The sequence below is a fragment of the Desulfovibrio oxyclinae DSM 11498 genome, from assembly GCF_000375485.1.
GTDB classification, from domain to species: domain Bacteria; phylum Desulfobacterota; class Desulfovibrionia; order Desulfovibrionales; family Desulfovibrionaceae; genus Pseudodesulfovibrio; species Pseudodesulfovibrio oxyclinae.
This window is the reverse complement of sequence record NZ_AQXE01000006.1, coordinates 43586-65794: the sequence shown is the minus strand read 5'-3', so window position 1 is coordinate 65794 and position 22209 is coordinate 43586. Positions and strand designations below refer to the sequence as shown.

At 51.2% G+C, this 22209-nt stretch carries 18 protein-coding genes; 6 read left to right on the top strand and 12 right to left on the bottom strand.

Annotation, left to right across the window (positions count from 1 at the left end; translation table 11 throughout):
* Positions 1 to 60 precede the first annotated feature (60 nt).
* Both B149_RS0107735 and B149_RS0107730 read left to right on the top strand, forming a co-directional pair.
* Positions 61 to 2247 carry a molybdopterin-containing oxidoreductase family protein gene (locus B149_RS0107735; RefSeq protein ID WP_018124614.1) on the top strand — a complete coding sequence of 729 codons (2187 nt, stop codon included), beginning with the start codon at positions 61 to 63 and terminating at the stop codon, positions 2245 to 2247.
* A gap of 224 nt (positions 2248 to 2471) precedes the next feature.
* Positions 2472 to 3881 (top strand): RHS repeat domain-containing protein, encoded by a 1410-nt coding sequence (locus B149_RS0107730; RefSeq protein ID WP_483782816.1) that lies wholly within the window; start codon positions 2472 to 2474, stop codon positions 3879 to 3881.
* A 749-nt stretch (positions 3882 to 4630) separates the two neighbouring features.
* Here B149_RS0107730 and B149_RS0107715 read toward each other — a convergent pair.
* The 9 genes from B149_RS0107715 to B149_RS0107675 all read right to left on the bottom strand — a co-directional run bounded on the left by B149_RS0107715 (position 4631) and on the right by B149_RS0107675 (position 14240).
* On the bottom strand, positions 4631 to 6412 hold the full coding sequence (locus B149_RS0107715; RefSeq protein ID WP_018124610.1) for a hypothetical protein: 1782 nt from the start codon (positions 6410 to 6412) through the stop codon (positions 4631 to 4633).
* Between the two features lie 575 nt (positions 6413 to 6987).
* Entirely contained in the window at positions 6988 to 8214 is a 1227-nt protein-coding gene (locus B149_RS0107710) for an ATP-binding protein (RefSeq protein ID WP_018124609.1), read from the bottom strand.
* A gap of 130 nt (positions 8215 to 8344) precedes the next feature.
* Entirely contained in the window at positions 8345 to 9241 is an 897-nt protein-coding gene (locus B149_RS18530) for a hypothetical protein (protein ID WP_156816777.1), read from the bottom strand.
* Positions 9242 to 9374: 133 nt separating this feature from the next.
* A complete protein-coding gene (locus B149_RS0107700) occupies positions 9375 to 10583 on the bottom strand; it encodes a hypothetical protein (protein ID WP_018124608.1) in 1209 nt (402 codons plus the stop codon).
* A gap of 65 nt (positions 10584 to 10648) precedes the next feature.
* Positions 10649 to 11530 (bottom strand): tyrosine-type recombinase/integrase, encoded by an 882-nt coding sequence (locus B149_RS0107695; protein WP_245533205.1) that lies wholly within the window; start codon positions 11528 to 11530, stop codon positions 10649 to 10651.
* 140 nt (positions 11531 to 11670) lie between these two features.
* The gene (locus B149_RS0107690) at positions 11671 to 11907 is read right to left on the bottom strand and encodes a helix-turn-helix domain-containing protein (protein WP_018124606.1); all 237 of its coding nucleotides are present in this window, start codon (positions 11905 to 11907) and stop codon (positions 11671 to 11673) included.
* A 105-nt stretch (positions 11908 to 12012) separates the two neighbouring features.
* Entirely contained in the window at positions 12013 to 12612 is a 600-nt protein-coding gene (locus tag B149_RS0107685; protein WP_018124605.1) for a tyrosine-type recombinase/integrase, read from the bottom strand.
* 611 nt (positions 12613 to 13223) lie between these two features.
* Positions 13224 to 13814, bottom strand: coding sequence for a hypothetical protein (locus B149_RS0107680; RefSeq protein ID WP_018124604.1), 591 nt, complete (start codon positions 13812 to 13814; stop codon positions 13224 to 13226).
* A 99-nt stretch (positions 13815 to 13913) separates the two neighbouring features.
* The gene (locus tag B149_RS0107675; protein WP_018124603.1) at positions 13914 to 14240 is read right to left on the bottom strand and encodes a helix-turn-helix domain-containing protein; all 327 of its coding nucleotides are present in this window, start codon (positions 14238 to 14240) and stop codon (positions 13914 to 13916) included.
* A 220-nt stretch (positions 14241 to 14460) separates the two neighbouring features.
* On the opposite strand from B149_RS0107675, the gene B149_RS0107670 reads away from it, so the two are divergent.
* Positions 14461 to 14673, top strand: a complete 213-nt coding sequence (locus B149_RS0107670) for a TM2 domain-containing protein (RefSeq protein ID WP_026167509.1) — start codon at positions 14461 to 14463, stop codon at positions 14671 to 14673.
* A gap of 121 nt (positions 14674 to 14794) precedes the next feature.
* On the top strand, positions 14795 to 16531 hold the full coding sequence (locus B149_RS0107665) for a hypothetical protein (protein ID WP_018124601.1): 1737 nt from the start codon (positions 14795 to 14797) through the stop codon (positions 16529 to 16531).
* A gap of 61 nt (positions 16532 to 16592) precedes the next feature.
* Here B149_RS0107665 and B149_RS0107660 read toward each other — a convergent pair whose 3' ends face one another.
* Positions 16593 to 18302: a primase-helicase family protein gene (locus B149_RS0107660; protein WP_018124600.1), complete on the bottom strand. Its 1710-nt coding sequence runs from the start codon at positions 18300 to 18302 to the stop codon at positions 16593 to 16595.
* Between the two features lie 383 nt (positions 18303 to 18685).
* Here B149_RS0107660 and B149_RS0107655 point away from each other — a divergent pair, with 383 nt between their 5' ends.
* Entirely contained in the window at positions 18686 to 19129 is a 444-nt protein-coding gene (locus B149_RS0107655) for a Ros/MucR family transcriptional regulator (RefSeq protein WP_018124599.1), read from the top strand.
* Between the two features lie 136 nt (positions 19130 to 19265).
* On the top strand, positions 19266 to 19589 hold the full coding sequence (locus B149_RS0107650; RefSeq protein WP_018124598.1) for a DUF2958 domain-containing protein: 324 nt from the start codon (positions 19266 to 19268) through the stop codon (positions 19587 to 19589).
* Positions 19590 to 19705: 116 nt separating this feature from the next.
* On the opposite strand, the gene B149_RS0107645 is transcribed toward B149_RS0107650, so the two are convergent.
* Positions 19706 to 20560, bottom strand: coding sequence for a GIY-YIG nuclease family protein (locus B149_RS0107645; RefSeq protein ID WP_018124597.1), 855 nt, complete (start codon positions 20558 to 20560; stop codon positions 19706 to 19708).
* Positions 20561 to 20576: 16 nt separating this feature from the next.
* The gene (locus tag B149_RS0107640; protein WP_018124596.1) at positions 20577 to 22196 is read right to left on the bottom strand and encodes a type I restriction-modification system subunit M; all 1620 of its coding nucleotides are present in this window, start codon (positions 22194 to 22196) and stop codon (positions 20577 to 20579) included.
* Positions 22197 to 22209: the final 13 nt, after the last annotated feature.

The window sequence follows — 22209 nt, the reverse complement described above, 5'->3', positions numbered from 1 at the left end:
TACTGGCATGCAGGTGTATGCGGTGTCAGGGCGAAGAATCGAAAAGCAGGAGCCGAAGCCATGGAAGTGCGCAGAAGTTATTGCGGCCTATGTCATCCACGCTGTGGAACGCTGTTACATATTGAAGACGGCAAGGTCGTGAAAGTCACCGGGGATCCGGATCATCCGATCACCCGCGGAGCCATTTGCGAACGCGGACGGCTGATGCTGGATCACATATATCATCCGGACAGGTTGAATTACCCGCTCAAGCGTGTCGGCAAACGCGGGGAAGGTCGCTGGGAACGGGTGAGTTGGGATCAGGCTCTTGACGAGGTGGCCGATAAACTGCGGAAGCTGAAGGATGAGTTCGGCCCGGAAACGCTGACTTTCACCCACGGCACCAAACGGACCTACCACTGGGACTGCCGCCGCTTCTTCAACCTCTTCGGCTCTCCCAACACCTGCGGCGTGAACACCATCTGCATGTGTCCGAGTTATGCCACCGAGTATGCCACATACGGCGGCATGGTCATGGGCAGCGAGGTCATGACCGCGAGCTGCGTCGTCATGTGGGGGTGCAATGCTTCAAAGTCGAGCCCCGTGGGAATGTACCCCAAAGTGAGCAAGGCACGCAAAAACGGCGCGAAGCTCATCGTCATCGACCCGCGTCGGACGAAAGAAGCTGAATCCGCCGATCTGTGGCTGCAGATTCGCCCCGGGACGGACCTCGCCCTGATGTTGGGCTGGATACGCTACATCATCGAAAACGATTTGCATGACAAGGATTTTGTGGCCAACTGGACAGTGGGATTTGAAGAGCTCTGGGAAGCAGTGGATTCCTATACCTTGGAAAAGGTGGCCGAAATTACCTCGGTGCCTCCCGAGATGGTTGCCGAATCCGCCAGAATGTACGCCACCTCCGGCCCGGCGGTCATTCCCTTCGGGCTTGGGTTGGACAAGCAAGGCGTCAACTCCACGCAATGCGCGAGGGGCAGGGCGATCCTGCGCGCCATCACGGGCAATCTGGAAATTGAGGGCGGCGACGGTTTCAGTATGGCCGGTGAAGTCGGAAAGATTCGAGACCTTGAGTTTCTTGAACTCAATGACATGATCTCCGGTGAGCAGCGGGCCAAGCAGCTGGGCATAGACAAGTATCCGTTCTTCGGTTTCCCTGGGTGGGAAATGAACTCGGCGGCCAACAAGAAACTGCCTCATGGATACGTCGCTGCGCCTGAGGCATGGCATTCCAATCTGGCTCATGCAAGGGAAGTGATGAGCGCCATCACAACCGGCGAGCCGTACCCTGTGACCGCCGCCATCACGCTGGCCAACAATCCGCTTCTGGCCCTGCCCAATACAAAGCAGGTGTTCGAGGCATTGCAGGCTCTTCAGCTCTATGTGGTCATGGAGTATTACATGACTCCGTCCGCAGCCATGGCCGACTATGTTTTCCCGGCAGCGACCACCGTGGAACAGCCGGAGCTGTGGCTGACCAGCGGGTTCTGCGTGGCCTGCCCGCAAGGTATTGAGCGCATAGAGGAGCGTCGCAGCAGCTATGATTTCTATCGCGGGCTTGGAGTGCGGCTCGGACAGGAAGAGTACTGGCCGTGGGAGACCGTGGAAGAGGTTTATGACCACTGTCTGGAACCGGTCGGACTGACATTCCAGCAGCTGGCGGAGCAGAACGGTCTTCTCGGAAAGAGGGAATACAGACAGTACGAAAATCACGGGTTCGGCACTCCGTCCGGCAAGGTTGAACTGAAGTCTTCTATCTTCGAAGAACTTGGAGCGGAGCCCCTGCCCACATATCGCGAGCCGATCTGGAGCCCCGAGAGCAGGGATTCCTCAATATCGGACGAATATCCGATCATTCTGATAACCGGAAGCAGATTCATGCCGATGTATCATTCAGAGCAGCGGCAGATTGAAAAGGCCCGCAAGAAGATACCGGATCCTCTGGTATCGATTCATCCGGATACCGCCAAAGAGCTTGGTTTGGCCGAGGGCGACTGGGCCGTGATTTCGACACCGCTAGGATCGATCCGGCAGCGGGTGCATGTCACGGATGCCATCCACCCACACATGGCGGACGCACAACATTCGTGGTGGTTCCCTGAAAGAAGCGACAAGCTACCGGAACTGTTCGGAGTTTTTGAGTCGAATACCAACGTCCTGTGCCCGGACGCTCCTGAATTCTGTAGCCCGGAAATCGGCAGCTGGCCCCATTCCGCGTTAATGTGTCGCATCGAGAAGGAAGGAGAATAGCGAGCGGTCCTGATGCATTAGTCCACCTTCGGCCAGCCTGCCATCGTGTGGCTGTGTGGAAAACATCGTCAATGAGAGCGCACTTGTATCATGTTACAGGTGCGCTTTTCATGAGCAGGAGGAGAGGGGAGACGTCCTTCGTTCAAAATCCTGTCAAGACAAATCGGTCAACCAGAGTAAGTATCTTGCCTGTCTGGACGCGCCGAGGACCGACATAATGTTGCATTTCGTCCCTCCGAAGCTGTTTCACCCACTTTTGTCGCCAAACCCGTGGTATTCTTGTCCTGATTTCCGGGAATGGTCTTCGGGAACAAAATGATGAGTGGTGTATCGTTATGACTGAAGTGTATTCATATCGGGTGAAAGGCGACCAACACGGTCGCATAGTCGAGAAAAAGGAAACAGTGGCAGGGCGGCAGGTCACCTGGAATTATTCCTATGATGACGCAGGGCGTCTTTTTCAAGCCCATCTGGATGACCGCCTGATTTTTCAGGGGTACTACGATAATGAAGGTCGCCGCATGCGGGACTATCTGCCTGTAACGGTGGGACCTCGCTTTCGTGACTACCGGTATACAACGGACAACCGACTTCAGGCCGCGGGGAACAGCGGTTACACGCATGACGCAAACGGGTTCCGCTGTATTTGGGCAAATGGTGGCACGTACCACCTCTACGAATATGCGCCGGACTATCGGCTGCTGAGTATGAAGATAGAGAATCAGGACCACGTCGTTACCTTTCTGCATGATGACAACGGGCAACGGGTCGCCAAGCAACTCAACGGTCAGACCGTGGAAGTATATCAGTGGCTCGACTTTCTTCGCCTTGCAGCATTCCACGACGGAGGCGTGGGATATGAATTTGAGTACGAAAACGATGAACGGTTGCCTTCGGCCATGCGCCGTGAAGATGGCGCCGTTTATACGCTGCACTACGACCAGGTCGGCTCGCTCCGTGTTGTTGCTGACTCAGCAAACAACGTGATAAAGGAAATCCTGTACGACCCATTCGGTGGAATAATCAGAGACACCAACCCGGATATACGGGTGCCAATAGGGTTTGCAGGTGGTCTTCATGACAGGAATTTGGGCTTCGTAAGGTTCGGCTGGCGGGACTATGATCCCTTCACCGGGCGCTGGACAGCCCCTGACCCGATTGGTGACGCTGGCGGCGATCCGGACTGGTACGGGTATTGTCTGGATGATCCGGTTAACGCCCATGATCCTAACGGATTGATGGGAGTTATAGCACCTCTCATAATAGGGAAAACGCTTGTAACGGCAATTGCAGGCACTGGATTATACGGAGCCGCCAAAGGCGTAGACTTGCTGGGCGAGAATATCGACGAGAACTATGGCAAGGATAAGCCCACGGCTACTGAGGGGGTGCATGATTCCATGAAAAAAGTTGCTGGAATCCAGGCGGGTACGGTCGGAGCAGGTGTCTTGGGGGCGGGAGGGGCTGCTGTTGCCAGATTTGGAAGGCTGAATCCGGGATACGTTGCGACTGCGACGGAGTTGATTGACGGCGCATTTAACTCTGGGCAGCCGCCGCAATCATCAGCAGGAATACTTGGATTGGGTGTAAAGGAAACGATAGATCGTCTTGAAGAATGGAGGAAAAGGCGTTGAAGCGATTGAAGTGGATGGATCTAGGCTTGGGGATTGCGCTGATTCTTATGGGGTTGGAAGGAGCAATTGATGGGAAAATGTCTATTCGAGATATTCCAATTGCGTATCCCAGACTGTCAGGAGGCATACTCATTGCTTTAGGGGTTGCAATTCCAATTGTTGCTTGGATACTTCGGTCTTCATCTCGCGAAAAAAGATAATAAGGACTAATGAAAACCGCCCTGCATGATTATCAGGGCGTTTTTTCATGTAAGCGTGTTTTAGAAGTGGCCTCCGTTCTTCGGACCACAGGACGACGACATGATGAACTTGGAGTGGGCATACTTCTCGCTGGCAGAGTTGACCGAACTCAGGGTAGGGCCGTTCGTGGTTAGCGTCGAGGACGGGTGGCGGGTGCGTGAGTTCAAGGAGGTCATGTCGGAACAGCACGGAGGGGGATGGAATGGCTGACGGGTTCCGGCTGCACACAGCAAAGATGCCCAGGCTTGGGGAGACGATGGCGTCCCCTTCGAGGATAAGGAGATATGGCTGCACTTCTTCCGGCTGGGCTCGGGCTCTCACTGGATGGCGGCAGAGGCCAACGGCAGGGGGCTGTACTTCGGCTGCGTCGTCCTGGATGGCGATTTCGATGACGCAGAGTGGGGTTACTTCACGCTTGCCGAGATGGGGACAGCTCCTGGGCTGATGGTCCTGTGCCGGAGCAAGGTCAGACGATTTGCGGACGTTGTCGTGGAGGTGAGGAGTGACTATTAGAAATCATTAGTTGCGAGTGGATTTCCTATTATACGATTGATGTTATCATCGGAAAATTCTGTGTCTTTTTTTGAAAGCCATTTTATCAAGGCTGAGTATTGGATATTTGAGTACATAAATGCTTGTTGTATTGAACTTATTTTTTTGTTGTGAGTCGATAATTTTATCGTAGTTTTCATGATTGTATCAAGGTAGTCGTGAGTGTTTTCAATGAGAATATTAGTGAAGGAGGGAGTCTTACCACTATGTACAATCATATTTCTTGCCCGATAAATTCTCCGAATCTGCCATCCAACTCTTTGGGTATGTTTTTCTAGCATAGCTCCAATAGTCTTGGGTGAAGAAAACGCAGACACAAAAAAACTGAAGCGATCTCGTAGTAAATGAAAATCGCCAAACTGTTGTTCTAATCGTTCCCTTTTTGTCTTATATATTCCAAGAGCTATAATCTTGGTCAGTTTTTCCCTTAAGCTTGTCCCTTGAACTCCAGTAACTGCATGCGTTAATTCTCTTCTGTTCCAGCGTATCAAGTCTTTGAGGAGGTTATTCATCAATGTGTCAAAATAGTTGATATTGAGCACTGGGGTGATTGAATCAACAATGTGTTTGATTTTGGAGATGTCTTTGTCCTCCCATTTAACGGGAACAATTGACTCAAGGGCTATCCATAGGTTGATTAATTGATTTTCTTCGAACCTGCTTTCCAAGGCCATCGAGTGGAGTTCTGCTGCGCGATGGAATTTTAAAAAAGATTCATGTGCAAGTGAGAAGTCGGGCACGAACTGGTTCATTTTTTTCGCTGCAACTGATGATTTTGAATCACTGCACTTTAGCATTGTGTTTATAGGTGCAGGGGAAGAAGAATATGACTCAGAGTCTTTGTCAAAAATTATGCATTTTGAGGAAATGGCGATAGGCTCTTTATGATTGAATATTTTGTATACCGTAAGAGCTTGTTCAATATCTTTGTCTGCTAAAGATCTTGCTCTGTATTTGTCTAATGAGTTTTTGAGTATGCTTATATAGACTTCGTTTTCACCCAGCTTGAATAGCTCTTGATCAAAATCCGCGCCGAAACCGTCGGTGTTTTCATGAACTTGTATTCCAAGTTTTATGCAGGAATCTTTAATCGAAACTATTTGTTTAGATGCTTTGTATATGAGTGTGTATTCCTTAAGTGTCGATTTAAATAGTTCAAAATACACCTTAATGTCATTATTCCCAGAAATTGTGTTTGCGCCATAGAAAAAATAGTTTTGAGAGGCTTTATTGATATGTCTTTGGCTGTATCCGAAGTTTATAAGTGTTGTAATGTATGAGCGGGCTAATGCTCGAATCCTAGAAGGGGAGAATTGTTCATCAATAATTGATTGCTCTATAAGCTTTTCGATCTTATTTTTGTATTGTGGAATATCGAGTTGCGTTAAAAGAATACCAATTAATGTCTTCCTTTCTTCAAAAGTGCATCCAGGATCCTTCAGTATCTTGTATGTGAATCCCAAGTCTTGTGATATGAGGGACTGTGCAACTTCATCTTTGGAAATTTGGTCATGTAACTCATCTAAAATATGAGTTAGGTTCGGTCGTGATATTACTCCCTCATCGATGTTGATTATTGTTAACATCGCTTCGTTGCAGAGTATGCTAGGGTTCATAGCTGAAGGCTTGTATGTGTCTAGCGAGAAATCAAATAGTAATTCATCAACTATTTGGGCAAAGAATAATAAATTCTTTGAGTTTTCTAAATCATTCCATTTTTGAATGCTTCGAAAGCGCATGTAGTATTACCTAGTGTTTAGACTGAGATATTCGTGTGTGATTATTGATTTCGAGAATTTCATATAGGCTAAAATTTTTCATTTTGCCAACATTTTAGTATCTGAGGGTGTTACAGACTGTTTTGATGTAATATTGTTACCGTCGTTACCAAGTGTATGCCGTCCTTTCTAATGTATACACCCCGGCCACCCCAGGACATCCCCCTGCACTCAAATGTATACCAAGGCGTATACCAAGGCACAAAAAAAGCACTTACGACTTGTCGTAAGTGCTTGATTTCGTTGGAGCCAGAGATCAGAGTTGAACTGACGACCTACTGATTACGAAGACAAAATCTGGGAATTAAGTCTTGAAATGATTGAATTTATTTTTAAGATTTCCGTATACCGGGGCAAAAAGGCGTATCCTGGTATACACTCGGTATACCAAGGAAAAAGGCATGATTTTTAGGCGGTTACTTGTTGTTTTTGACTTTGCTACAATAGAAGGTGTGACCCATTTTTTTAATAAATCCAGCCAATTCGCTTGAGATGACTTACTGAGTAATTGTCAGGAGGGTGAGCATCCAATGTGCCTATCCCCATAGTGCGCTGATGGGGACTGCAAACATATCCTCACCAAATGGGACTACCTCCGTCCCTCCATACAGCACCACACCTGATTGGAACTTGTCTCCGAGATCGTTTTTCACTGCTTTCAGCCCACGGAAGTGCTTCGGTGCGACTTGTGCGGAGTGTTTGATTTCAACGCATCCGATCTTGCCGGACGGCTTTTCCAGAATGAGGTCTACCTCAAGGCCTGCATGAGTGCGGAAGTGATAGGGGGTGGCCGAAACATTACTCCACGTCAGGTGCTTGAGTATTTCGTTGACCACGAAGGTTTCGAGGAGCTGGCCTGCGAGTTCCGGCGTGTTTAGCAACCTATCAGCGTCAGCGCCCATGAGGTGGGCTGCAAGGCCGCAGTCCACCATGTAAAGCTTGGGCGACTTGACGAGGCGTTTGCCGAGGTTGGGGGCCCAGGCCGGAAGAAAGTGGATGAGGAAAACCTTCTCAAGCAGGTCTATGTACCGTCCGAGCGTCGCATTTGGCATTTGCATGGTTCTGGACACTTCGGACTGGTTGAGCTGGCTCGACGTGCGCGTTGCGAGCAGGCGCACCAGTCTGAGCATGGTGGCTGTCTCCTGGACACGTGCAATGTCGCGGATGTCTCGCTCAACGATGGTTGTCAGGTAAGAATCGAACCATGCGTTTCTTCGCTTATGCGTTTTACGCGTCATGGCTTCCGGGTAGCCTCCCGCTATCAATATGTCTGGCAGGTCGTACTCTTCCGCTACGCCTTGCTGCCCGAAATCTTTGTCGAACAGAGCTTGCACGAAATCCGTCTTGCGCTCATGCACCTCTGCCTGGGAGAGCGGCCACAAAGTCTGTATTTCCATGCGTCCGGCAAGGGAGTCACTCACTAGGGGGAGGGTCAGAAGATTTGCAGAGCCAGTCAGCAGGAAATCTCCTGGTTTCCGATCTGCGTCCACAGCCTCCTTGATTGCCAGCAGCAACTCCGGCACTCGTTGAACCTCGTCTATGATCAATGGCCTTGGTTGACCTGCGATGAATGCCGTAGGATCGCCACCAGCTAAGGCTAGAACCGTGGCGTTGTCCAAGGTGACGTATTTGGCCTCGAACGCGTCAGCGAGCAGGTCCTTGACCAGAGTGCTCTTGCCTACCTGCCGCGCTCCGCGCAGGAAGAGAACAGGGGAGTCGGCCAGTGCTTCAAGGAGTTCTTGGGTGATATTTCGTCTAATCATGGTAAAATATTTACCACTAAATGGTAAAATTTCAACCTAAGTTTTAATGTCAATTCCCGAATTAATAAATGGGCCGCGACGCAGGTTGTACGCTCTGGGGTTATTTGCCAAGAGGCGTAGAGAATATTGCCTAGGTGTTTTTGATTTGAGAAATCATACGCTGTGCAGAATTTTCAAGGTGATGAGGTGTTTGCCATATGGACAACTTGCTATATTGGACTGTTTTACCAAACATAAACGCTTCGTTTGGGATTAAATATGATTTGTCTCCCTGTGTGATGAAATGATCAAGCATTGAATATGATCCTTCTGGATAGTCAGAGTGTGGTGATTCAGGAAAAGAAATCTCATTACCTTTGATAATAAGCCGATCATCACGAAGAATATCCCGATGGAAGGGGCGAATTTTAATGATCGAAGGGGGAGCTTCTAGGGTCCTTGATTTTCGATCACTAAACGCATTGACACCTTTTAATATGTCTTCATAAAGCCATACTACCATACCTTGAATGTATATCGAATCGAGAGGCAAATATTTAGATACAAGGTATGCTGCTTGAAATAGTCTTTCAATACCTTTTTGTGTAATGTGTAACCTGTACTCTCTGTCTTTAAACATATATTCAAATTTTAATGTGGAACCTGATCGCGAAAAGCCATCGTTGTGGTGAACAAGTGTGCTTCTTATAACAAGAAAAATTCTATATATTTCATATACACATAAAAAGAACGGATTGTCAGAGTGTGTTGAAATCCCTCTTTTGTATTTGTCGTAGAAGTTAATGTCTTCGCTGATGTGAGAAATAGAGTCGATTGAAATATCTAGCAGGTTAAAGAAAAGTAAAGAGTCGATCAAGGGAGTCGTTTTTTTATACTCTCCAGCACCAAATGGGCAGTAAATTGTTGAGTAGTTATGCTTATGGCCTTCTTCGGTAACATGAAGGACCGAGTCGAAGTGGGTAATCAGTCCAGAACTACAATTTTGTTCAATAAAGGCTCTTATCTCATCATTAAAACTAATTTCCATATCATTCTCCAGATTAGGCTGTGTGAGTGTATAGCTACAAGCGTGACGATATAGTTTGAGTATTATTGTTTACAATCACTGTGTTGTCTACTGTACAAGTAGGGCGGCTTTGTTGGGCCATTAGGCAGCGGTATTAAGCGTCTGACAAAAGCCGAGCCAGGACATCTACTTGAATGCCCATTTCAATCTTTCCTGCGTAACTGCCTGCAGCAGCATACGCCATCTGCTCCAAGCAAAGCTGCTTCCTGGCATCCAGAGCAACATCCCTGGCTATCTCATCTGCTTTAGCGTTGATCGGATGAGCCTTGTAAAAGCTCCCCTCGTGAAGGTAGTGCAGGGCGTGGCAGATGGCGAATGCCTCGTGGTCCTCGAAGTCGTAGCAGGCTGCTGCGATTGCCGTCCTGCCGATCGCTAGTTGCTCGTACATGTTGGGATCGGAGCAGGCGTCCCTGAACACTTCCAGAGCGGCTTCACTCGCCAACGCTTTTGCTTCATCGAACGATCCGGTAGCCATGGCCGAGTCGATCATGAGCCGTGCGCTCTTGTGCAACACTTCGTGCGCGATGTCCTCGCCCGCTGACGCCAGGGCTTCCAGGAGGAAGTCCTCCATCGCTTTTTCAGTGATACTAACGTTGTCGTACTCAATGAAGCCGAGTAACTCGTCGGCGATGGTGTATGCGACGTGCCAAATTTCGGCCTCGACTGCGGCCAGGACGTGCTTTGACGTGACGGCGAACGTTGCACCGAACGAGATCGGGCCTCCGTGCTTCCAAGCGGAGCGCAGGGCGTGCTCCTGGTTGGCCTTGTAGCTGTATGCACAGCCTCTTGCGATGTCTCCGTGGTAGGCCTGCACGGCCTCGACGGATTTGCTCAGGGCAGGGATGAGGCTATGTGATGCGGAGAGCAGGGCGCAGTCCCTTGCCGTCTGGGCAGCGGTTATGCTGGAATGAGACTTGTCATCGCGCATGATCGGCTGGGCGACCTCCCACATGCGTTTTTGGTACTCCTCGTGCTCTACCTCGCCGTGCGCGTAAAGGTGCGCCAGTCGCAGGAGGTCCTTGAGGCCGTCCTGGGCGACTTCGGCGTTCTCCCAGAGGGGCATGACGCGGTATGCGGCGTCGATGGCGAGCAGCCTGAGCGTCTTCTCTATGAAGTCTTCGTATTGGTAAGGCACGGCATCCATGGCATCCAGGCAGGCGTGAAGGCCGAGGCTTTCGAGTATGAACGGGAACGTGGGCTGAACGTCCTCGGAGTCTGTCAGAAGGTCAATCTTGGCCTTCATGGTCGGCTGCATTCCGTCGTTGACGAGCTTGCCTTCCGCGATGGAAAGGAAATTCTTCATGGTCTTGTCCAGGATTGGGGGATGGAGCTCGGGGCAACAAAACAGCACCCAACCTGTTGGTTGGTTTAGATCTTTGGCAGTTTCTCTATGGCTTCTTTTTCGCCTTCGCCGATCAGGTGGTAGTATGTCTTGAACAGCATCCCCGGGCCTGAGTGACCCATGAGGGATGAGACCGCCTTGATGTCAGCCTTGCCCGCGATCAGGGTGGAAGCAAAGAAGTGGCGCAGGTGGTACGGAACGACCTCCTTGCCGATGCCGGACTTCTTGACTGCGTTCCTGAACGCGTTGGCATACCCTTTGACGGGCTTACCTCTGAACTCGACTATGTACTCGCATTTTGCCTCCTTTTCCCATGTTTTGATTTCGTTGAGGAATTCCGGCAGCAGGCGAACGTATCGGTCGCTCCTGGCCGTCTTTGTCCCGCGAATCCTGACACGCTCGTTGGCGTAGTCCACATCGCTGTACTTGATCTTGAGCAACTCGGACTGACCAGGGCGGCATCCGGTGTTGAAGACCAGTTTGATCGCTTTCTGCACGTGCGGCGCGGCGTGGTCGTATATGGCTTGGATGTCCTCAAGGGTAATCTCAAGCTCTCGTGTTTTTTCGCGTTTCATGACGCGCTTTCGCCATGCCGCCATCGGGTTCTTTTCGATGTATTCGAAGTCCACCCCGAAGTTGAAGATGACGTTCAGGTACGTGATGTAGCGGTTGAACGAGCTGTTGGAGAGACCGGAGTACTCCACCGCCAGCTTGTCGAAGTCCTTCGCCGTGAGCCTGTGGATCGGAACGTGGTTGAGGGCAGGCAGGTACGACTTGTTGAGTCGGTTTCGGACCTCGTTGAGGAACTTCTGCTTACGCCCTCTAGCCTTCTCGTGGTCGAGGTACGTCTGGGCAAGCTCGTCAAGGTAGACATGGCTCTCCCTGACCTCCTCTTCACGGCTTTTCATCAGCTTGACTTCCGCGTCGCGTTCCCTGGCTGCTTTCTTTGCTTCAGCTCCTCTCCCGAAATACTCACGCTTCGGGCTTTTTCGGTACGATACTCTGTATTGGACGTAGAAACGTCCGTCCTTGGTTTTTCCTACGCTCACTAAACCTCCACCGGAACGAAACCGGACTTGCGAGTGCGCACGGGGTTGTGGAAGCTGGCCGGATCGGTCATGAAGTCGTCCAAATCCTCCTTGCGGTATCGGTCCCGCTTAGGTCCGCACTTGGGAATCTCGTAATCCTTGGCGAACTGTCGGAACGTGACGACGCAGTATCCGCAGTACTCGGCTGCCTCCTTCTGTGTGTAGAACTGTCTTTCGACTGTGATGGGCCTGCCCATTGCTGATATCCTCCTGTTAAATGGTTGATTCCTATGAGGGACCAACTCCCTCGACTTCATTAATTTCTCAAAACCCAAGGGTTGAAGTAAACTCGACGAACCAAACTAAATCGAATTCTTCAAAATACTGACCACTTCCGTATCGTTGATGCCGAGATAGCGCATGGTGACGGCTGGCGAGGCGTGGTTGAATCTCTTGCACAAGACCTCGAAGCCGACGCCGAAGTGGACGCGCTGCACGTAGCCGAACGTCTTTCGCAAGCTGTGGGCTCCGTAGTTGCCGTCGAGGCCAGCCTCGCGGCACCACGACTTCACCATTCGGTTGACGGACTGGATGGTAAGGGGCTTGTTGTCTCCCTTCTGTGATCGGAACATGTACTCGTCGTCGCTGAACGAGCCTGACGCGAGGAACCGCGTCAGTGCTGAGTGGACGGAATCGTTGACGGCGAGGACATTGGTCTTGCCCGTCTTCGACTCCTTGACGGCGATGGTGTCGTCGACGTTCTTGCCGCGCAGGTCTCCGACCATGAGCCGCAGGAGGTCTCCGCAACGGATGCCGTTGTTGGTCGCGATCACGAAGAGCAACAGGTCACGCGGCTTGTCGTGGAGCATGTCCTTGATGGCCGAGATCGCTTCCAGGGAGCGGATGGGCTCGACGGTGATGGAACTTCCTCTGAGGGGATGATTGTCGTTTCTGGGGCTCATTTTCTAATGTTAAGTATCTGCTTGGTTTTGCGTGCTTTTTTAACATTCTCAGGACGGGCGATTTCGAGTCGTCGATAAGTCTTCATAATAACAGTCACTTTTCGGAGAATGTTAACTTTTGATAAAAACTTAACATTTCCGGACTGTTATCGTAAACTGAAGGGTCGCGGAAAAGTGGGTATTTTGGGAAAAAAAACACGGAGAAGCCTGATTTCGGAAACATTGTTCTGATAAATAATAGCAAGCAGAGGTGAAGCGGCGGGAGCGATTCAGCCTGGTGGATTTCTTTCAAGAAATGCAACAATGAGCAACGCTCATCGGATGGGTGGGCCTTGCCCACCTCTTCCGGTGAGTGTGGTCATGCGCTTCGCGCACAATGGTTCATCCACTGAATTTGAAATTTGATTTGAACATGTGTGGATGAAGATTCTGAAGATGAAAAATTGTGATGTGGCCGTGATGAACTTATGGAAAAAGGTTATGCCGATGTGAGCTCAACCTGTGCAAGCCTAAGCCAATAAACAAGCAGACCTTTGCCTACCAAGACGCAAAAAGGGGCATTCACAGGCCATGCCCGTAAATACCCGGTCCGATTTATCCGCCGATAAGCCCTATTGGTATCTGGCCACACACTCCTTAAGCTGGTCGTCGCCCTTGATGCGGTCTTTCCAGTATTTGTCCCCCATCCCCATGTCATTCTTAAGCTGGCCGAGGTTGATTGACTGTCTCAGGAGCAGCACGATCTCGTTCCAGGCCTTTCGCGAGACCTTGTCGGGTTGGCCGTTCAGTACCTTGGTGAAGTGCGATCGGCTGTAGCCGGACTTTCGCTGGTAGTGGGCAGCGCCCATGCGCTCGGACTTGTAGAAGGCGAAGTAGGCACGGACCCAGGCGAGGAACTCAAGGTCACCAGCGAGCTTGCTGATGGCCTCACTGCGTGTCTTCGCCTTCAGCCTGATGCGATCCTGGCCGTACAGCTTCAAGAGCTCCGCGAACGCCTCCTGAGTGTCCACGTCTTTTATCTTGGCATAGAGGTTTATTGCGTTGCCAGCCCAGCCGCAGGCATGACATCGGGCAACGCCGTTATCGCTGTATGGCGTGAATGCCGTCTTGCCACAGAGTGGGCAAATATGGTTGCCGCCCTTGGTCATTGGGTCGAGCCCGAGCTCGACAAAAAGGTCTTTAAAATTGATGGATTCGGTCATCACATCCTCCCGTGTTACATATAGTGAAAACGTGTGAGCGAGGCAGGCGGTCGGTCCGCAAGCCTTTCACGTTTCTATTTATATGGGCGGAAAGGATGTTCAGCCGATGATGCTTGAGGCGAAGCCGTAGATGGCGCAGAGGTCCTCGTCAGATGCCGATTCGATGATTTTCTGGAGCTTCAATGCGATCTCTTTCCTGTCGATCTCGCGCTGGTGTGAGTCGTCGAGCAGTTCTGCCGTCTCTACCTCTAGGGCTATGGCGATCTGTCCGAGGTTCCTAATCGAAATGTTGTTCGACCCTCTCTCGACCTCGCCGAGGTACTTGTCGTTCAGGCCAGCCTTCTCGGCCAGCTTGCTTTGCGACAGCCTTTTTCTCTTTCGTAGCTCTCGAATCCGCCTACCAACCGTAAACAGGATGTCTTCCATGTTCGCCTCCACCGTCCATGGATATATCTGACATCCCTTAATGTGGACCTGATATACATTTACTTTTAGCAAGAGGGTGGATATATCGGTGTTCAGTCTTGATATTTGTAACGTCCAAACTGAAGACAAGGAGAACTCACATGACTCAAGGGACCACCGAACAGGCTGCGGCCAGAGCATCAACGTTAATGTGAATGCTGGCGGGGGCAGGTATACGACGATGTCGTCCGAGAAGAGCAGGAAGACCGCACTTATCGCATGCCTGATCGGGGGCATCGTAGGCGCACACCTTTTCTACGTGGGCAGGATCGGCAAGGGTGTCCTGTATGCCCTTACTGGCGGGCTGTTCTGCATAGGGGCGACCATGGACCTCATTGCCATCTGGAGTGGCGGGTTCAAGGATAATGCAGGGGCTCCGCTTAGGGAGTGGTAAAAGTGGACTTTCCGCGCGAAAGGATGAGCCGGGGGCGCAGCCCCCGGCTTTTTTGTGAAACTAAAGCTTACACAGGGTATCCCCTGGACCACGGAGGCGGATTTTTATGAGGAGATTGCTGATGGCGTTGGCCTTTGTACTCACGACGATGTGTGTGAATGCTACTGCCGAGTCGGTGACGGGCGTGGTCGAGCGATCGGAGAGCGGCAGCGAGACATTCTATCGGCTCTACGATCCAGGCATGCAATTCTTGGTCGGGTGCGGCGATGATTCCATGCTGAGCGAGGATGTGCGTAGCTACCTCGCTAACAATGTGGGGAAGCGCGCCGAGATTGAGGGGGCCGTCATAGACAGCCCGATCTGGGGCTTTTGTATTGATGCCCCAGAGTTGCCGGGGACGAAGCAGAAGACCGCACAAGCGTCGTCAACATCACTCCTTCCAAAGGAAAACATGTTTTTGGCAGTGGCAGGCGATGCCAAAGATTGGTCCAAAGAGCATTATTCGAAGCTTTTGAAATTCGCTAGGGGTGAAAGGGTCAGAGGCGTCAACCCGGGTTTTGGGTATGGCGATTTCATATACGACCATATTCGTGGTGCAATGGAACTGCTTGATGTCGTGGCCGACAGCAAACAAATGACGCCATCAGACATGAGACAGAAGATGGAGGCAGGCGATTTCATGGGGATTTACGCCTTCATTGAAGCGAAAAGATTAGCCGACGAAAGTGGCATTAGCGACAGGACCAGCAAGTCAAATATTCGCAAGATTGAAAAGTTCATGGCGAGGTTGGGCGAAATATACTCATCAGCAGCGAAAAAACTAACAGTGCCGATGGAGAAAGCTGATACGAGAAGCCTTGAGTCTCTCGTTTACACGTTCAAAGCCATTGGCCCATACAAGGATGCATTTGCGAAGGCTACCCAGGCGGAAGATCTGCTTTCTCAGCGCATGGCTTACGAAAGGGATCAGTTCGACACGGTGTATGCTGCCATTTCCTCCTCTGCTCAAGGTGATTGGGTGAAGGGCGTGGGAGGAATACGCTGGAACGCAATCGGCGACATCTCAAACGCGTTCAAGGTTACGGAGGTGGCTGACTGGGGCGGGCGGACGTATGTCGGTGACAAGGGCGCAATTTATTTTAAAACGAATAACGACAACATGTATTTGTTTATGCTCAAGCGCAACGCGATGAACCAAGAGGCGTATGACAGGCTGTCACAATTACACACATCTGGAGCGCGACATGGTGGCGTATCTCTCGTGGTTGATGACGCGACCATCATTGTTATTAATGACGTCAATTTTGAGCGTAAGCTCATAGACGAGGCTGCCTATGCCATTCGCAATAATCCGATGAGTGACCGCGGCCTTGTCCTCTTCCAGGACAAGCCTTCAGAGCCAGAAATGTATCCGTTGAATAATGACATGAGTTCCGTTGCATTTGCTTACCGAAAGTTATGCGTCAGCGTAGACGGGGAGCTATCGTATTCCGTGAGCCTTTCGAAGGACGGCAAGTCTCCCAGAGAGTATGAGTACATCCTTTCGGCTGAAGACACACAAGAACTCATACGGTTGCTTGGCAGTGCGATCTCTCTTGCGGATGAAGCCAGAAAAATGAAAATGGTATCTTCTAAAGACTTGGCTGAATTCAACGGGGTGCATGTTTCGTTTTCCTCTACAGCGGGAGGGCAGGAAAGCACGTTTGGGTTCCATGCAAAGGACAGGGTTTCATTCTTTTCAAAAAAGATCTGGCATGGGTACTGGTTTGACGTAGGCCCCAAGGTGTCCGAGACAACTGGGCTAAGCTATATGATTAAGGCAGCTCCGGAGGTTATCAAGGCAAGGATGGAGCAATAGTTTTCTTTGGTATCTGAAACAAGTAGGGCGTCCTGATGTGACCAGGACGCCCTGTCTGTTGCTAGTCGTCAGTGCATGCAGCCGCTATCTCATCCTGAAAAAATGGATCATTGCTGCGAATGTTGAAGTGTTCGCTTGGCTCAGGGCTCATTTCGTCCTCAAAGAACCAATCAACGGCGTCCTTGTCGTGGACCTGACTGGCAGATGGGGCCAAACGGTTGCCGGGGATGCGCTCATTGCTCATTTCGTCACGCCACATGACCACGGCCTTGACCTTGGATTCAAAAATCTTGCGAGCATTCTTCATAGTCGGCATCTCCAGGTGTGACTGCCCGCCGATTTTCCTGTGAGGGGCAGAGAAGAACGCTTCGGCCATTGACTTCATCTTACCTTGGCTGGTGATCTGCCCTCCCTTGAGGTAGCTGCCAAGCCCCCGGGCTTCCTCGTACCACGCCTTGTAGTGGTCGAAGAGGTCCTTGGTCCGAACGGGTTTTCCCCAGTCGATGGCGTCTTCGTCGTGGAGCAACTCGTACACCCATTTTTCGAATGCGCTGAATGATTCGTAGATGTCCTCGAACAGGGCTTCAGTCAGGGGCGGGTTGAACAGCTCTGTTCTGTCCACTTTCCAGTTGATCAGATGGTGCATGAAGGCTTCTACGCCGCCGTTTTCGATCTCCTCCCACAGGGCGCGGAAGTAGTCAATGTTCATGGCCTTGTCACTGGAAACGGACAGCGCGAAATATCGCCTTTCGTCTGCGGTGGCGGGGACAGCCCTACGCTCGTTGGAGACGAACGCCAGACGGAAGTAAGAGTCTTCTTGGTAGGCGTCCACGCATTTGGGTTCGATCATGGTCTTCCTGTCGGTGATCATGCTCTTGAGTGCCCCTTCTGCGGCTTTGTCTCCGGCCCAGACAGCCTCTTCGAGAACCAGGAGGAGCTTACCTCGCTGGTGAGCGTTGAATTTGCCAGTGACCTGCTCAGGCCTATCGACCTTGCAATATGCGGCCCCCAAGATGCGTTCGAATATGCCTTCAAAAATCGTGGACTTGCCCGCGCCCTTGCCGCCCTTGATCACGAGAGCGACCTTAGCCTTTTCATTGGGGTACTGGAGTAGATGTGCCCACCAGTTCGTCAGGAACCTGTAATGTCTCCAATTTCCCCTACACCAGACTTCCTTAAGGTGGTACTCAATCCTAGGGAACTGCCCTGCTGCCGGGGTTACCTCAAAGCCTTGAAACAAGTTATAGAAACGCTTGGCGTCATCCTCGTTTAAGCCGCCGGGACGGAATACCGTTGCTTCGTACGTCCGTCTGAACTTCCAGGTTAGCCATGCATCGGCAATTCTAACATTTTTGTACTGAGGCTGGTGATTTTTGTCATAACTCTTGATCTGCCTGATTGTCTCGTGAGACTTGAGCAGCATCAACTCGCGGTCCGTCAGCGCAACGATTTCTGTCTGTCCGTTTTCGTTCGTGGTTTCCTGGAGTACGCTGACCTTTCCGTTGTGGCGTGCGACGAAAAATTCGTGGTTCATCTGCACAAGCTTTATGATGTCGTTAGGGTGGGTGAGGCCATCGTCGATGACGTTTTGCACGAACTCGATAGCTTCATCACTGACCGGACCCAGATTACCAGGTCCGGACGAAATCGTAGTAGCGACAAGAGAAGCGTTCTCCTCGGCTAATCTGGAAGTTGGTAAAGTCGGTAAAAGCGGTTTGTTCTTGCTAGAGATATCTTCCTTCCTGTACGTCAGTCCGTTATGGCTTTTCATTTTTTTAAATCCTTTAGTTTTATTTTAGTTTTAGTTTGGTTAGATCCTCTGACATTCTTCCGTCGACTGAAAGATTTCCCCATTATGCCTGAGCCCGGCAGCTACGTGAACTTAACTTCAGGAAAATAGTTGCATCTTTTTTTTAAAGTGTAATTAAAATAGAGACTTGCTTGAATAATAAAGTCTAGACTTTTAGGTTTCTCTCATCTTTATGAGCATTCCGGGCTAAAATCTCGCCTGTGATTTCTGATTCTGAAACTGTTTAAACACTCGGGAGAAACCTGAGCAGCTGAGGGTTTTCTCGTGGATTTCGGTATGTACGAAACCCACAGGGCGAGATAATGACGTCTCCCTGAATCTCAAGATAAAACAGGGAGATGAGCATGAGTCACATGGACAATGCCCTCAAGATCGTGGAGGCGCAGGCTGGTGTCAGGCAGATGACCGCCGACGAGGCTTGCGAGATGGTCAAGAGCCTGAGCGATGGGCTCCAGAAGATCGCCCAAGGTGAGGCCGATCCGCCCAAGCAGGAGCCGCCTTGCGATCCAAAGCGGGCGATCAGGAACAAGTCGATCGTGTGCCTGGAGTGTGGTCGGACCTTCAAGACCCTTTCGAAAAAGCACCTGGAGTCGCACGGGCTGACGCCGGACGAGTACCGCGCCAAGTGGGGCTATAGGAAACGGGCTCCGCTTTCGTGCCGGGAGACGGCCAAGGCGAGGGCCGATCGGATGAAGGAGATGAAGCTCTGGACGCGGACGGGAAAGGAGCCCGATGACAAGGATAAGCCCACCAAGGGCAAAGCCAAGGACGCCGCAAAGGATGCTTAGATTGGGAGGCCCGCCGTGATCACGGCGGGCCTTCTCGTTTCCTAGGGCCGGGCCTGGGCGTGTCTAATCGTCGCCCGGCATGATTCACCAACTCGCGAAGCAGCCGCGTCCAGGCGGCACAGCAGGAACATTATATATGACGAATAAGGCTAATAGCCGGGTCCCCAGAATGCCCCGGCTCCACGAAACCGAGGACACGCCCGCCTACGAGAAGCTGATCTGGGCGCACTTCTTCCTCGGCGACTCTCACTGGTACGCCGCCGAGTTCGACGGCAAGGACACGTTCTTCGGATACGCGGTCCTGAACGGCGACATAATGAACTCGGAGTGGGGATACTTCTCGCTGGCCGAGCTGACCGAGCTCAGGGTGGGGCCGTTCGTGGTCTGCGTCGAGGAAGGGTGGCGGGTGCGTGAGTTCAGAGAGGTCATGGATGAACAGTTCGATAGAACGAATGGCTAGCAGGTTCGGCCTGCAGAAATGGCATCCTTTACGAGAACAAAGAGTTGTTGGAACCGCTTCATGCATGTGCTGCTGGAAAGGATGAGGGACCGGGTTTTACAGTACGCTGTCAAATATCATGCATCCATCGTATTTGCAGCCTGAATAGCCTTTAAGTCTTTGCCTTTGGCGTTTTTCCAGCATGTTCTGCCGTTCGAGCTCCTTCCTAAGACAACCCCGGCAGCGGTGCTTGGTGATGAAAACGCATAATCTTCTGCGAAAACGTAATGCCCGTTCTGCTCTTGAAGTACGCCTTTTTGGACCAGATCATTCCGCAGATTGGTGAGATATTGGTGGATAGATGGCACTTCAGCCGTCACAGCCTCGGAGCCTTCAACGACGACAAAGCCTCTGCTGGTTTCGTAGCCTTTAGCCTTGATCCCCTTCGCCTTGATGAAAAGCATCTCTCTTTGACTTTGGGTCTGGTTCGGCTTTTCGAAGACAGAGAGGCCGACGAGTGGGAAGACCTTAAGCATGTCGTGAATAAAGCTTTCCATGTCAGCGACGTCTGCTTCAGAGAGAGTAGGCCTGCCTGAGTCGTTGGAGTTGTCCAGGTTGCACTGCTTGGCATCCTTTGCCAGCTGGATTAGACGGCTCTCCATGTATTTAACGTGCGCTTTGTTGAGGCTCTGGTTGCTCGTGACGAAGAACACCCCCCAGTTCCAGAAATCCTTTTTGGCGTAATGGCTGTCCAGCCGAGGCCGTACCGGATCGCCTTCGCCGATGTAGATGGTCGGCAAACTGCTTTCTTCTGAAGTCCCGACGAGCACATATACGCCGGTGCGCTGGAACTCTTCTCGCGTAAGGGCTTCTTTGTAGCCGGAACGAGAAAATACCACCCCCATGCCTGTCCAGTTAGACTTCTCGATCAAACGCAGGCCATCAGGATCACCATCGGGAAGGAACATTCGTATGGAATACGGAATCGACATGAGTTGCTCCGGTCATTTATGGTAACGGCGGCAGTCCCAGTTCTTTGAGGAATGCGTTGTGTTTCTCCTTGGCCGTCTTGATATCCTTCTCAGCCTTAACCAGTTGGGCATGGGTCGCTTTCAAGTCGATCTCTGGTTCTGGCTTGGCTGTACTGACATAGCGCGAGATGTTGAGGTTGTAGTCATTTTCTTCGATCTTCTCCATTCCGACCCGCTTAGAATACCGCTTCTCTTCCTTGCGATGCTGGTAGGTATCAATGATCTTGGCGATTTGATCGGCGTTCATGAAGTTTTGTCGCTTGCCTTTTTCAAAGTCCTCGGAGGCATTGATGATCAAAACGTCATCGCTTTTCTTGCATTTCTTGAGCACGAGAATGCACACGGGTATGCCCGTGGAGTAGAACAGGTTCGCCGGTAGTCCGATTACCGTGTCGATGTGTCCGTCTTCGAGCAGTTTTCTGCGTATTGCAGCTTCTTTGCCGCCACGGAACAGGACTCCGTGGGGGAGGATAATCGCCATTACGCCGTCATTTTTAAGGTAATGAAACCCGTGTAGCAAAAAGCTGAAGTCCGCTGCGCTTTTGGGGGCCAGTCCGTGATTTTTGAAGCGCATATCTTCGCCAAGAGCCTCGGTTGGGTCCCAGCGATAGCTGAAGGGCGGATTGGCGACGACCGCGTCGAAGGTCGGCTTCTTTGCGGGGTTTTGTTCACGGAGCATGTCCCAATCGTTGGTCAGCGCATCACCGTGGTAAATTTCGAACTCAGAATCCTTCACCCCGTGCAACAGCATGTTCATGCGACAGAGGTTGTAGGTTGTGATATTCTTCTCCTGCCCATAAATTTTCCCGACGCTGCCTCCCGCATTGAGCATGCGTTGGCGAACATTCAGCAACAACGATCCGGAGCCGCATGCAAAGTCCATTACGCTTGACAGTTTTTTTCGGGGACCGGTTTCGGGGTCTTGCCCGTCGAGTGTGACGATGGCGGACAGGATGTCGCTGATGCGCTGAGGCGTATAGAATTCTCCAGCTTTCTTCCCGGACCCGGCGGCAAATTGGCCGATCAGGTATTCATAGGCATCACCCATTGTGTCGGAATCTGTGGAAAACTCGGCCAACCCTTCGCCAATCTCCTTGACGATCTTGCAGAGCTTTTCGTTGCGATCCGAGTAAGATTTGCCCAGTTTTTCCGAGCTGAGGTTAATCTCCGAGAACAGTCCTGAGAAAGTGCTATCGAACGACTCGTTCTCGATGTACTTGAAACCTTCTTGAAGGGTGTTCAGCAGGTCCGCGTCCTGTGTCCGAGCCAAGTGGGCAATGTTTGTCCACAAATGCTTTGGCTTTATGACGTAATGGGTCTTGCGGCGCATCTGTTTTTCAAATGCGTCGATGTAGCCGGGATTATCGTCGTACCATACCGACAGAGGAGTGCGGCCACCGTTGCCAACGGCGTTCGGATCCGGGTAGTCACGCCCCAATTCTTTCTTTGCCGCTTTCTCGTAATTGTCAGAGAGATAGCGCAGGAAGAGAAAGGCGAGCATGTAATCACGGAAATCGTCCGCGTTCATCGCGCCTCGCAGTCGGTCTGCGATGTTCCAGAGAGTTTTGCCAAGTTGTATCTGGTTGCTTTCAGTCATGATATAGTTGCCT